The organism is Actinomyces ihuae (assembly GCF_001457875.1).
Classification (GTDB): Bacteria; Actinomycetota; Actinomycetes; order Actinomycetales; family Actinomycetaceae; genus Pauljensenia; species Pauljensenia radingae_A.
In genome coordinates this window covers 93,294-107,034 of sequence record NZ_CZPX01000005.1, presented here as the reverse complement: position 1 = coordinate 107,034, position 13,741 = coordinate 93,294, and the positions used below count along the sequence as shown (strand labels likewise).

Sequence of the window (13,741 nt, the reverse complement as noted above, 5' to 3'; positions counted from 1 at the left end):
TGGTTCGCGGCCAGCCAATGTATGTCTGTTTGACATCTGACCTTATTGTCTCTCGAAAGCGCTGGGCCTTCTAGGAGGATCCTGAATCAGGACCTATGGACTACGTCTCACTGCGCGTGGTTATGCTGACGGCATTCTGAGCAATGGGACAAAAGTCCCATGACGAATGTCGCATTATGCAGTAAGCGACGAGGGAGTCCTGTCCGCGCCGGATCAGAAGCGTGGAATGTTGCGCATATTTGACGTTGCCATTGACACTGCTTCGCCGGCACCGCGGTTCAACACGATCTTCGACATGGCCGTGGCAAAGCCGAACAGCTGCTCGCCGGTAATTTCAGGTGGAAGGCTCAGCGCGTTTGGATCGGTGATGACTTCGACGAGGGAGGGACCGCGATGGCTGAGCGCCCTCGTCAAGGCATTGCGCACATCCTGAGGATCGTCCACGCGTTCAGCCTGGAATCCCATTGCGGACGCGACATCTGCATAGTGCATGTCGTGCACGTCGGTGCCGAAGTCAGGCATTCCGTCCACGAGCATCTCCAGCTTGACCATGCCCAGCGTTGAGTTATTGAACACGATGACCGTGATGGGCAGGTCATGCATGCGGGCTGTGACCAGCTCGCCGAGCAGCATTGACAGGCCGCCGTCGCCTGAAATGGAGATCACCTGGCGGTCCGGGAATGCTTCCTGAGCGCCGATGGCCTGAGGCAGAGCATTCGCCATTGATCCGTGCAGGAAGGAGCCGATCAGTCGGCGCGACCCCAGCGGATCGATGTAGCGGGCTGTCCACACGTTGCACATGCCGGTGTCGGCGGTGAAGATCGCGTCGCGTGCGGCAATCTCGTTCAGGACGTGTGCGACGTATTCGGGGTGAATCGGCTTGATGTGCTCGACCTTGCGCGTATAGGAGCCGACGGGTGCCTTCATGATCTTGGCGTGCTTCTTGAGCTGCTTCTTCAGGAATGCTGATGAGCGGCGCCCCTTGAGCTGCGGCATGAGGCTGTCAATCAATGCCTTGACATCGGCGCAGATCGGCAGGGACACGTCGGTGCGTCGTCCGAGTTTTTCGGGGCTGTTGTCGACCTGTACGGTCAGCGTGTCAGGCAGGAACTGGTTGTACGGGAAGTCTGTTCCAAGCAGCAGCAGGACATCCGCATCGTTCATGCCTTCTGCAGCTGCGCCGTATCCCAGCAGGCCGGTCATGCCGACATCGAAGGGGTTGTCGTACTGAATGAAGTCTTTCCCGCGCAGGGTATGCCCGATTGGTGCCTGCAGTGCGTCTGCCAGTGCAATGACCTCATCATGTGCGCCCGCCACACCGATACCCGCGAAAATCGCGACCTTCTTGGCTTTGTTGAGCATGGTGGCAAGCTGAGCAACATCATCGGGGTTGGGGTGCAGAATCGGACGGCGAGCCGGAACGAACTGGGGTGTGGGAGCCTGCGCCTTCTGGTCAGACACGTCACCGGGAATCGTCACCACTGCGACACCCTGAGTGCCAATCGCGTGACGGATCGCAGCGTTCATGACGCGCGGAGCCTGTTGAGCGGTGGAAACCATTTCGCAGTACGACGAGCACTCCACAAAAAGCCGGTCGGGGTGGGTCTCCTGGAAGTAAGACTGTCCGATCTGCACGCTGGGAATGTGTGAGGCGATAGCCAGGACAGGCGCGCCGGAACGCTGCGCATCAAAGAGGCCGTTGATCAGGTGCAGGTTTCCCGGGCCGCATGAACCCGCACACACTGCCAGTTTTCCGGACACCTGAGCATCAGCGGCAGCGGCGAACGCGGCCGACTCCTCGTGGCGCACGTGCACCCAGTCGATACCGCCCCTGGCGGATCCTCCGGTTTTGCGCACCGCATCAACAATTGGGTTGAGCGAATCGCCCACGATTCCATAGATCCGATGTACTCCAGCTTCCACCATTTGGCTGACGAGTTGTTCTGCGACGTTCATTGCGTCTTTTTCCTTAACCGTCGAGGATCGATCTGCGAATCACCACATACATGCGGCGCATCTTTTACTGTACGCAATCTTGCTGCCATATACCTCGTGATGACGCTCACGAGGGAGCCCTCGCTCGCAGTGACGGTCGCCATTGACGAGGAGCGAGCATCAACGACGCGGATCCATGTGCCGCACACTGGACACTGTCGCATCGGGCCTGTGGCCTTGGTTAGGATCACTATCGAAACGTCTGATCAATGAAGGGGTGCACGATGTCGGAACAGCCGCGCACAGTGCGAGTCGCCATCCTGGGAGCGGGAACCGTCGGCTCGCAGGTCATTCGACTGATCCACGAACGAAGCGATGACTTGAGCGAACGATGCGGAGCGCAGCTGGAAATCTCAGCTGTCGTCGTGCGAAATGTGCACGCTCCGCGTGATGTTGACATCGATCCGGAACTGCTGACAACGGATGCGGCAGAAGCGATCGACCATGCAGACATCGTCATCGAACTGATCGGCGGCATTGAACCGGCACGTGAATACGTGCTGCGGGCCCTGAATGGTGGGGCAACGGTCGTGACCGGCAACAAAGCACTGCTTGCCGCCCACGGCCCGGAACTGTACGAGGCTGCGGCCCAGGCGGATACGGACCTGTACTTCGAAGCGGCAGTGGCTGGAGCCGTCCCAGTTGTCTACGGTCTGCGTGAATCGCTGGCAGGTGACAAGATCAGCCGTATTGTCGGCATCGTCAACGGCACGACGAACTTCATCCTTGATTCCATGCTCACCGCACACGCCAGCTACGAACAAGCCCTTGCCGACGCGCAGAAACGAGGCTACGCGGAAGCTGACCCCACTGCTGATGTCGAAGGGTATGACGCTGCCGCTAAGTGCGCACTGCTGGCCTCCCTGGCGTTCCATTCACGCGTATCCATGAACGATGTCAGCGTCGAAGGCATCTCGCAGATCACCGCTGACGACATGATGGAAGCGGCGCGCACCAATCACGTGATCAAACTGCTCGCCGTGGCTGAGCGTTGCCTCGACGATCTGGGCAATGAAGTGATCAACGCGCGCGTCCACCCCGCCCTCGTGCCGACAGGACACCCACTGGCCACTGTCGACGGCGTGTACAACGCCGTCATCATCGAAGGCGAATCTGCCGGACGGCTCATGTTCTACGGGCAAGGCGCAGGCGGTGCGCCAACTGCCTCAGCGGTATTGTCCGACCTGGTCGCCGGGGCGTCCCACCGTGTGCACGGTGGCCATGCTCCGCGCGAATCCACCTACGCGCATCTGCCTATCATTGAACAGGGCATGACACGCACCCGCTATCAGCTTCGTCTGCATGTTCATGACGATCTGGGTGTTTTAGCTGACGTGGCCTCCGTATTCGCCCGTCACGGCGTATCCATCCACTCGGTCGACCAGCGTGACGGTGAACCGGGTGCGCAAACCACCATCGTGATCGCCACGCACTGTGCCCGTGAGGCTGACGTGCTGGCAGTAGCTGAAGCACTCCGTCAATCTGACGCCGTCATCGACGTGGCGTCGCTCCTACGTATGGAAGGTGAATAACACATGGCTCATCAATGGCGCGGATTGCTGCGTGAATACGCTGAGCGGCTCCCACTGGAAGAATCCGACCCGGTTGTCACGCTGCTGGAAGGTGGTACGCCACTGGTAGAAGCTCCTGCCATTTCGAAGCGCGTCGGAGCGCGCGTCTGGCTGAAAGTGGAAGGCGCCAACCCGACTGGCTCGTTCAAGGACCGCGGCATGACAATGGCCGTGTCCAAAATCGCCGCCACTGACACCCAGATGATCGCCTGCGCCTCCACCGGCAACACGTCAGCCTCGGCTGCAGCCTATGCTGTGGCTGCCGGACTGCAATGCGTCGTGATCCTGCCCGCCGGAAAAATCGCTGCAGGAAAGCTGGCCCAGGCCATCATGCATGGTGCCCGCCTGGTTCAGGTCGACGGAAACTTCGACGATGCGCTGCGCATCGTGCGCAAGCTGACGGAAACCTACCCTGTCGCACTGGTCAACTCGGTCAACCCCTACCGCCTACAGGGGCAAAAGACCGCCGCATTCGAAATCGTTGACGCGCTGGGCGATGCGCCCGACATTCACATACTGCCCGTGGGAAACGCCGGGAACATTTCCGCCTACTGGATGGGTTACAACGAATACGCTGGCCAGAAAGCTGTCACCACGATGGAAGAGTCCTACCGAAACCTTCCAGCCGTTGCCACACACGTACCGCAGATGTGGGGCGTGCAGGCAGCCGGAGCGGCACCATTTGTTGCCGGACACCCCATCGACAACCCGGAAACAATTGCGACCGCCATCCGGATCGGATTCCCTGCGTCGTGGGATTTCGCCTCACGTGCGCGCGACGATTCCAAGGGACTCATCACCGCTGTTCCCGACGAGAAAATCATGCGCGCCCAGCAGATCATCGCCGGCGAAGCCGGAGTATTCGTCGAGCCGGCATCTGCCGCATCCGTGGCCGGGCTGCTCCGCGCAGCTGAAGACGGACGCGTTCCGCGCGACGCACGAATTGTGTGCACGGTGACGGGCAATGGCCTGAAGGATACGAAGACGGCGCTCGCGGCTCTGCCTGACGGGGGTGTGCAGGCCGAAGTCGTTGCACCCGACACGCACGAAGTTGCTGAACTGCTGGGGTTGAAGTAGCCGACGTTATCGAGGTGCACGCAGGCGCATCGCTGTGCCGTTAGTGGGCGATTCGGCGCCGTGTGCGGTCTAGACTAAGTTTCATCGCCTCATGAACGGCGGCGAGCGCCGCCCTCGTTCACTGTTAATCAATGTGTGGGAGACCATCGTGCAACTGCGTGCGGATTTTGCTCGTGTCAGCGTGCCGGCCACCAGCGCCAATTTGGGGCCGGGTTTTGACTGTCTCGGGATCGCACTGGATCTGCGCGACATCGTGTCCGTTCACGCCACTGCCGGCCCGACCAGCATTGTTGTCGAGGGCGAAGGGGTAGGCACTGTCAGCGAGGGCGACGACAACCTGATCGTGCGTGCGATGCGAGTGGGCTTGGATCATGTGGGCGCGCCGCAGGTAGGCGTGAGAATGCACTGCCATAACGTCATTCCGCACAGCAGGGGATTAGGCTCATCGGCCAGTGCCGTCGTGGCGGGACTGGCCCTGGCGCGCGAGCTGATCCGCGACGCTGAGGCGCTGGATGATCACACGATCCTGCAGCTCGCCACGCACATGGAAGGGCATCCGGACAATGTGGCCCCCGCAATCGAAGGCGGCATGACAGTGGCGTGGATGGGTGATGATGACGCTCAGGCCCTGCGATTTGAGCCCCCCGCGTCGATGACGCCCACCGTGTTTATTCCTGATTTCCCACTCGCCACGTCGAAGGCGCGTCAGGTCCTGCCCGACGTCGTGCCCTATCGCGATGCTGTTGCCAACATTTCACGTGCAGCTGTGCTGGTTGCCGTCATGTCCGACAATGCGCGCACTGTCGGCTCGGACGATGCGGATATCAGCCGCTGGCTTTTCGACGCAACTGAGGACCATCTGCACCAGGAATACCGGCGCGCCGTGATGGAGCCGTCACTGGCACTGGTTGACTGGCTGCGTGAAGCCGGCGTGGCGGCAGTGGTCTCCGGCGCAGGACCCACTGTCATGGCGTTGAACCACGTGGATGATGACATGCGTGCGAGCGCGCAGCGGTCGGGTTGGACTGTGCGCTCTCTGGCTGTCAGCGGGGATGGAATCCGAACAGATCGCCCGCAGCGTCCCAATGTGTGATTTTCCGCTCAACAATCCTCGCATTGCCACGCGAAAGATGGCATAGTGGGGGGAGAAGTGGTTAAACTTTTCAGCGGTGACTGTGTTGTACAGTCATAGCCGCTGTGTCGGCCATCCTGGTACTCGTCACAAGACTTGTTCGACGTGTACACCTCCGTTTGTGTATCTTTCAACGGATTTCATCTGCCCGCATAGGGCGATCAAGTGAGGAACAATTAGTGAGCAACGATCACACTGATGGCGCATCGAATCACGCGCCATTGTCAGCCATGAAGCTGACGGAGCTGAAGGCACTTGCAGCGCAGATGGGGCTCCGCGGAGTCTCGACCATGCGCAAGGCCGATCTGGTCTCCACCATCGAAGCCGCCCGCCGCGGCAACAATTTGTCTCAAGCACGCTCAGAGCACAAACGCCCTGCCGCTGACGCCTCTGAACGCCACCAATCTGAATCGACAGGCGAACAGGCCTCGACACCGACACGGTCACGAGGACGTCGCCGCGTCGCCACTGCCGGTGCTGTCGAGCCGCGTCAATTCTCACTCGACTTTCCTGGGTCGGACTTCCAGAGCAAGCCGCTGGCTCCCAAGGGTGACGGCCACGACGAGGGCGACTCATCTGACGAGCACCGCGAACGCAAGCCACTGGCCCGCAAGGGCAATGGTCACGGACGTTCACGCTCCAACCAGTATGACCGCAGCAACGAGGCGCGTGAGAATCGCGCGGCTGCCCTCGATGTGCGTGCTGAACTCGCCGGTGTTCACAGTGATGATGACTCGGCCGACGCCGAGCAGTCCGGTAGCGAGTCAGCTCACCGCAAACTCAATGAGATTGAACTGCCTGAAGGCGACAACGCGAACAACTCCCGTGGGCGCGGTCGCAGAGAACGCAATGCGCGCCGCCGCGGACGAGACCGTGACGAGCGCCGAGACCGCTCAGATCGTTCGGAGCGAAATTCGCGCAACAACCGCCGTCGCGACAATGAGCCGGAAATTCGTGAAGACGATGTGCTGGCACCTATCGCAGGCATCCTGGACGTTCAGGAAAACCACGCCTTTGTTCGTACCTCGGGATACCTGCCCGGCCCGAACGATGTGTACGTCACTTTGGGCAATGTGCGCCGATGGAACCTGCGCGCAGGCGATGCCGTCTCCGGTGCGGTGCGTCAGCCTCGCGAAGGCGAGCGCCAGCGCCAGAAGTACAACGCACTGGTCAAGGTGGACACCGTTAACGGAATGTCTGTCGAGGAAGCCGGCGAGCGCCGCGAATTCGGCAAACTGACGCCGCTGTACCCCAATGAGCAGCTGCGCCTGGAAACCACCCCGAAGGCCGTAACGCCTCGCGTCATCGACCTGGTGGCACCGATCGGCAAGGGACAGCGAGGATTGATCGTCTCCCCGCCGAAGGCCGGTAAGACGATGATTATCCAGCAGATCGCCAAGGCAATCGAGGTCAATAACCCTGAGGTTCACCTCATGGTCGTCCTGGTTGACGAGCGTCCTGAAGAAGTCACCGACATGCGCTCCATTGTCAAGGGTGAAGTCATCGCCTCCACCTTCGACCGCCCCGCTTCCGACCACACCACGGTTGCCGAACTTGCCATTGAGCGAGCCAAGCGCCTGGTCGAGCTGGGACAGGACGTTGTCGTGCTGCTCGATTCACTCACGCGCCTGTCACGCGCCTACAACCTGGCGGCACCGGCGTCAGGTCGTATCCTCTCCGGTGGTGTGGACGCTTCCGCGCTGTACCCGCCCAAGAAGTTCTTCGGCGCAGCCCGCAACCTCAAGGAAGGCGGCTCACTGACCATCGTGGCCTCTGCCCTGGTGGAGACCGGGTCCAAGATGGACGAAGTCATCTTTGAAGAGTTCAAGGGCACCGGCAACATGGAACTGCGCCTGTCGCGCGCGCTGGCAGATCGTCGAATCTTCCCGGCCATCGATGTCAACGCCTCGGGCACTCGTCGCGAGGAAGTCCTGTTCAAGCCTGAAGAGCTGCGCATCATGTGGAAGCTGCGCCGCGTCCTCGGATCCCTTGAGCAACAGCAGGCACTGGAAGTGGTTCTGGACAAACTCAAGGAAACCCAGTCCAATGCTGAGTTCCTCATGCTGATCCAGAAGACCACGCCGAACGCTGACTAGATCACACACCGGCGGTGCAGGTGGGTAATCTCACCTGCACCGCCGGTACATCATCTGGATCTATCGGCCGGAAAGTGGCACAATTGCAACTCGGTTCCGGTTCACCGCGTAATGCGCGATGTCGATGATTGCGCATGCGGACCCGGCGTCCTCGAATCCCGTAAGGAGAAAACCATGAAAAAGGGTATCCACCCCGAATACGTTCCCACCACGGTGACGTGCACATGCGGCAACTCGTTTGAAACACGCTCGACGATTACGTCGGGTCAGATGCGCGTGGACGTGTGCTCCCAGTGCCACCCGTTCTACACGGGTAAGCAGAAGATTATGGATACTGGTGGCCGCGTGGCTCGCTTCGAAGCCCGTTACGGCAAACGCAGCAAGTAGCGTTTGACTTCAGCGCCGGTGACCCGTCAGGGCACCGGCGTCTTTGTATCGCACATCTTTTCGCCACAATCGGAGGAGCTCGCATGGCATCGGCATCACACGCAGATGAATTCCCGACGCTGCAGGCACTGCTCGAAGAGCACCATAGTGTCGAGCAGCAAATGGCAGATCCTGCACTGCACAACGATCAGGCAAAGGCTCGTAAAGTGGGGCGGCGCTACGCCGAACTGAACCGTGTTGCCGAGGCTTACCAGCGCTACTGCGCAGCCACTGATGATATGGAAGCAGCTCGCGAACTCGCTGAGGAGGATCCCTCATTCGCGGATGAGGTGACAAGCCTGGAGGAACAGACCCGCCAGGCGCACGATGCCCTCGTCGATATTCTGACGCCGCGCGACCCTGACGACGCGCTCGATGTGATCCTGGAAGTCAAGAGCGGTGAAGGCGGCGAAGAATCCGCCCTGTTCGCAGCAGACCTGGCACGTATGTACGAGCGCTACGCCACCACGAAGGGATGGTCGGTCACCGAACTGTCCTCCACGCCCACCGAGCTGGGCGGCTTCAAGGACATCACGATGGCGATCCGCGCCAAAGGCACACCCAGCCCGGAAGAAGGCGTGTGGGCTCATCTCAAGTACGAGGGTGGCGTTCACCGCGTCCAACGCATTCCTGTCACCGAATCGCAGGGACGAATCCACACCTCTGCTGTCGGCGTATTCGTCATGCCGGAAGTTGAAGAAGATGACGAAGTTGAAATCGACCAGAACGATCTGCGCATCGACGTCTACCGTTCGTCAGGGCCTGGCGGACAGTCAGTGAACACGACGGACTCGGCTGTGCGCATCACTCACATTCCGACCGGCATCGTCGTGTCGATGCAAAATGAGAAATCGCAGCTGCAAAACCGTATCGCAGCTATGCGCGTGCTGGCATCCAGACTTGCTGCTGAAGCCAGGGCCAAGCGTGAGGCTGAAGCCAGCGCACAGCGCCTGTCTCAGGTACGCACCGTTGACCGCTCGGAGCGCATCCGCACCTACAATTTCCCGGAAAACCGCATCTCTGACCATCGCACCGGTTTCAAGGCCTACAACCTTGACCAGGTGTTGTCCGGCTCCTTGGATCCTGTCATCCAGTCAGCGATCGACACTGACGAGGCAGCGCGCCTGGGCAAAGCGGGCGATGAATAGGGCACTGAACGAGCAGCTGGTGCTGCCGCGTTCAGCAACCTATACGCCACGCGAATTGTTCGCGTGGGGCAGACGCGCCCTTCAAGCAGTCAACCTGGAGGGAGCACACGCCGACCAGGATGCCCGTGAGCTGCTGGAATGGGTACTGGGCTGTGACAGCCTCGTGAGTGCCCCGGACCAGGTGGGCGCGCGCGCAGCAGAACGCTACCGCTGCGCCATCGCATCGAGGCGCACCAGCATTCCTCTGCAGCACATCACAGGTCGCATGTATTTTCGGATGCTCACCCTGCGCGCAGAGCCCGGCGTATTCGTTGTTCGACCCGAAACCGAAATGGTCGCGCAGCACGCCATTGACGCGGCGCGAACCTGCAGTGCGGATGAGCCTGTGGTGGTGGACCTGTGTACAGGGTCGGGAGCCATCGCACTTGCGGTTGCCACCGAGGTACCCGCCTCGCGCGTTCTTGCCGTGGAGATTGACGAGGCTGCCTGTCAGCTTGCCGCTCGCAATATCGCTGACATCGAGCCGGTGCGCGTTCATCTGGTACGCGCCGATGCATTATCCGCCCTCGTCGAATACGAGGGGAGGGCCGACGTTGTCGTGTCGAACCCGCCGTATGTTCCCGGCAGCGCCCACCCTACGCAACGCGAAGCGCAACTGGACCCGCCGCGTGCCTTGTATGGCGGGGGAGAAGATGGGCTGGTGATCCCACGTGGCATCATGACCCGGGCGCGCGCCCTGCTGGCTCCGGGCGGCACACTCGTTATGGAGCACGCCGAATCTCAGGCAGAGGATCTGGTGGCATACGCTACAGCTCAGGGCTTCACGAATGCGCATACGGCACCGGATTTGACGGGACGGCCCCGCATGGTTATCGCAACCGCCCCCGTCGTGGAACAATAGCCGCGTGGCACATTCGACTATTCTTCACTGTTCACATGGCATCTCAGCGCAGGATCTGCAGCGCATCCGCGCATGTGTCAACGGTGGTGGCCTCATCGTCATGCCGACCGACACGGTCTACGGGATCGGCGCAACCGCACACGACCCTGCCGCCGTCGAAGCTGTTCAACACGCCAAGGGGCGAGGACGCTCCAAACCGCCGCCGGTTCTGGTCGCAGATAATGAAGCGCTGGACGTGCTTGGCACTGACATCAGTGAGAGCACGCGTTTACTGGCGCGACGGTTCTGGCCTGGAGGTTTGACGCTGATCGTCCGCGCCCACCCCGACCTGGGCTGGGATCTGGGCGACACGGGCGGCACGATCGCACTGCGCATGCCTGATAGTGAGGTGGCGCTGTCGATTTTGCGCGAATGCGGTCCAATGGCCGTCACATCAGCGAATCTGACGGGCGAGCCTCCCGCCACCAGTGTTGAGGCGGCCGCTGCCTCGTTCGAGGATCACGTCGACCTGTATATTGACGGTGGTCCAACGGCGGGGGCGACTCCCTCGACGATCATCAATATGGCCACGGAGCAGCCCACACTGATCCGCCTGGGCGTCATCGACCCGCGCGACCTGGAAGATACGGCGGGCTGCACTTTTAAAAGTCCTGAGGACAAGTAGAGGCCGCCACCGATGAAGGTCTACCTGCTGCTCATGCTCATAGCCAGTGGTGTCACCGCGATTATGACGCCGCTGGTGCGATGGGCGTGTCTGCGGTGGGGGATTGTGCCGAAGCTGCGTGAACGCGATATTCAGGTCACACCGATACCGCGACTGGGTGGCATCGCCATGACCGTCGGTCTGCTCATCACTTTGCTGATCGGCTCACGAATCCCGTACATGGCGCCCGTGTATTCGACCAGCATCCCGTGGGCAGTGATGGCAGGTGCTGCAGCCATGTGCGTGCTGGGCGTGCTCGATGACCTGCTGGAGCTGGACTGGCTGACCAAACTGACCGGACAGATCCTGATCGCCGGTCTCATGGCACTCCAGGGTGTTCAACTCGTTTCATTTCCCATCTTCGGCATCACGATCGGGTCGTCACGGTTGTCGCTGATTGCCACCGTGTTCGTCATGGTCGGCATCATCAACGCCGTGAACTTCATTGACGGTCTGGACGGTCTGGCGGCCGGAGTCGTGGGGATTGGTGCGGCCGTGTTCTTCGGGTATTCCTACCTGCTGTCACGCCAGCTTGGTGCACAGTCATATGCGACAACCGCGTCACTGATCGTGATTGCACTGGTCGGGATCTGCGCCGGGTTCTTGTGGTACAACTATCACCCCTCGTCCATCATGATGGGCGGGGGAGCTGAGACGCTGGGATTGATTCTGGCTGCCTCCGGTGTCATCGTCACCGGTCAGATCGACCCCAACGTGCTGGAGCGAAGCCAGATCATCGCCGGTCTCATGCCGATTATTTTGCCCCTGGCTGTGATCGTCGTCCCCATCGGAGATCTGATGGTGACGGCAGTTCGACGCATGATGCGTGGGAAGAGCCCATTCCACGCCGACCGCTCCCACTTCCACGATCGCCTATTGGCACGAGGACGTTCCCATCGCGCCGTTGTCATGATTTTGTATTTATGGACGGCGATCATTTCGACTGCCGCATTGTCCTTGCTGCTGGTTGAATGGAACCGGACAGTGATGATTTTTGTGCCGCTGATTGTCCTGGCCACGATCCTGACCGCATCTGAATTCCCGTGGAAGATATCAGCGCGCGCACGCCCGCCACAGTCCGAGGCAGATGCGCCCGACCCGAGATCCGAAAGGTAGCCATGTCACTCGACAATGACCACACGCCCACCCGCGCAGCTACTCAGCCAGCGATGAATCACGCCATGACAGCGCTGCGCCGGTTCATAGTGCTTGCAGGCGTCGTGATGACAGGCGGGATCCTGGTGTGCTGGGCGTTGATGTCAACGGTCGGCTGGGCGACCGCGCTGGTCAGCATCCTGGTTGTGGCAGTCCTGTGCGCCGCCGAATTCGTTGCACTGCCGCGCATGGTCGCGCAGGGACCGAATCTGTTCCTGGCGTGGATCGGCGGGGGATATTTGCTCAAGCTTGTGGCAGTGGCGGTCGCGCTCTTGGCATCGCGCCCCCTGGGGCTCAATCACCGCGTTGTCGCGATGACGGTAATCGTGACAATCCTCTCATTGATGGTGATTGAACTCGTGATTTTGATGCGTACGCGCACCCCCACGGTGGTCCCAGCTGCGACGCAATCCGGTCAAGTGGCGCAAACTCGCGACTACTCCCGCACGCGGTTAGGTGAGCACGATCCGGGTGCTGACACCTCAATGTGACGTTTGTCCCGCGTATCAGGTAGTTTTGGCACTAAAGAGGGTCTGAACCCTGTTAGAGTAGGGACGCTGCAACGCTCGTGACACCACGTGTCGGCTAGCCTGTAGCGCAGTGCATGCGGATCGAAAGGAGGCCGTCCTCGGCGATGTCAACGACCCAGGTGTCCACACAGGTCACGTCACGCTCCGCTGAGCCCAGGCGACGTAACCTTCCGCTCTGGTACTGGATTGTCACGGCAGGTCTGGTTCTTCTGATAGCTCTGACAGCTATTCCTGCGCTGCGCAGCCATCCCCACAGTCCCGGTGTGACAGATTTCTTCCCGCCATCGCTGTTCGGACCTGAACACGGTACGGTGGTCAACCGCCTGACACTGGCACGCATCATTGCTGCGGTGCTGATCTGCGCTCTGTTTGCTGCGGGCGCAATGAGGGCGAAGATCGTCCCCACTCGCTTCCAGCAACTGATTGAAGCATGCGCCCTGTTTATCCGCGATTCGATCTCCATCCCGATGTTGGGGGAGAAGCGAGGGCGACAGTACGCGCCACTGATCGGCGTCTTTTTCTTCGGCGTGATCGCAATGAACATCACCGGCATCGTTCCCGGTATCAACATTGCCGCCTCGTCGGTAATCGCTGTGCCGCTGGTGTTCGCAATCTTCTCCTACGTGTCGTTCATCTGGGCGGGTATCCGTACCCGCGGTGTCGGCACGTTCTTTGCTGAGCAGCTCTTGCCGAAGGGACTCCCTAAGCCGGTTTACCTGCTGATCACTCCCATCGAGTTTTTCTCAACATTCATTGTCCGCCCTGCAACGCTGGCGGTCCGACTCCTGTGCAACATGATGTCGGGACACCTGTTGCTCGCATTGACGTTCTTCGGGACGTCAGCCCTGCTGGCGGCGGCAGGCTCGCTCAAGGCTCTGGCGGTCGCCACATTCGCGGCAGCCATTGCAATGACGCTTTTCGAGATCTTCGTCGCCTTCCTGCAGGCCTACATTTTTGCCACGCTGACTGCTGTCTACATCAAGTTGTCGGTGGAATCCCATTAGTCA

12 protein-coding genes are annotated in these 13,741 nt (G+C 60.5%); 11 read left to right on the top strand and 1 reads right to left on the bottom strand.

Features of this window, described 5'->3' with window-relative positions; genetic code table 11:
• Positions 1-213: 213 nt before the first annotated feature.
• Complete coding sequence (locus tag BN3002_RS05245; RefSeq protein WP_058236995.1) at positions 214-1,956, bottom strand: pyruvate dehydrogenase; 1,743 nt, start codon at positions 1,954-1,956, stop codon at positions 214-216.
• Positions 1,957-2,219: 263 nt separating this feature from the next.
• Between BN3002_RS05245 and BN3002_RS11265 the strand changes: the two genes are divergently transcribed.
• From BN3002_RS11265 to atpB, 11 genes are all read left to right on the top strand, one after another.
• A complete protein-coding gene (locus BN3002_RS11265; RefSeq protein ID WP_058236994.1) occupies positions 2,220-3,527 on the top strand; it encodes a homoserine dehydrogenase in 1,308 nt (435 codons plus the stop codon).
• Positions 3,528-3,530: 3 nt separating this feature from the next.
• Entirely contained in the window at positions 3,531-4,643 is a 1,113-nt protein-coding gene (thrC, locus tag BN3002_RS11260) for a threonine synthase (protein ID WP_058236993.1), read from the top strand.
• Positions 4,644-4,791: 148 nt separating this feature from the next.
• A complete protein-coding gene (gene thrB / locus BN3002_RS05230; RefSeq protein WP_058237822.1) occupies positions 4,792-5,736 on the top strand; it encodes a homoserine kinase in 945 nt (314 codons plus the stop codon).
• 269 nt (positions 5,737-6,005) lie between these two features.
• Positions 6,006-7,871 (top strand): transcription termination factor Rho, encoded by a 1,866-nt coding sequence (rho, locus tag BN3002_RS05225; protein ID WP_058237821.1) that lies wholly within the window; start codon positions 6,006-6,008, stop codon positions 7,869-7,871.
• A gap of 174 nt (positions 7,872-8,045) precedes the next feature.
• Entirely contained in the window at positions 8,046-8,258 is a 213-nt protein-coding gene (rpmE, locus tag BN3002_RS05220; protein WP_058236992.1) for a 50S ribosomal protein L31, read from the top strand.
• Between the two features lie 83 nt (positions 8,259-8,341).
• Entirely contained in the window at positions 8,342-9,445 is a 1,104-nt protein-coding gene (prfA, locus tag BN3002_RS05215; protein ID WP_058236991.1) for a peptide chain release factor 1, read from the top strand.
• Entirely contained in the window at positions 9,438-10,346 is a 909-nt protein-coding gene (prmC, locus tag BN3002_RS05210; RefSeq protein ID WP_074026190.1) for a peptide chain release factor N(5)-glutamine methyltransferase, read from the top strand. Before prfA ends, prmC begins: the two co-directional genes overlap by 8 nt.
• 4 nt (positions 10,347-10,350) lie before the next feature.
• Positions 10,351-11,010: an L-threonylcarbamoyladenylate synthase gene (locus BN3002_RS05205; RefSeq protein ID WP_058236990.1), complete on the top strand. Its 660-nt coding sequence runs from the start codon at positions 10,351-10,353 to the stop codon at positions 11,008-11,010.
• 12 nt (positions 11,011-11,022) lie between these two features.
• On the top strand, positions 11,023-12,165 hold the full coding sequence (locus BN3002_RS05200) for a glycosyltransferase family 4 protein (protein ID WP_058236989.1): 1,143 nt from the start codon (positions 11,023-11,025) through the stop codon (positions 12,163-12,165).
• A 2-nt stretch (positions 12,166-12,167) separates the two neighbouring features.
• Positions 12,168-12,695, top strand: coding sequence for a hypothetical protein (locus BN3002_RS05195; protein ID WP_058236988.1), 528 nt, complete (start codon positions 12,168-12,170; stop codon positions 12,693-12,695).
• Between the two features lie 143 nt (positions 12,696-12,838).
• Entirely contained in the window at positions 12,839-13,738 is a 900-nt protein-coding gene (atpB, locus tag BN3002_RS05190) for a F0F1 ATP synthase subunit A (RefSeq protein ID WP_058236987.1), read from the top strand.
• Positions 13,739-13,741 lie beyond the last annotated feature (3 nt).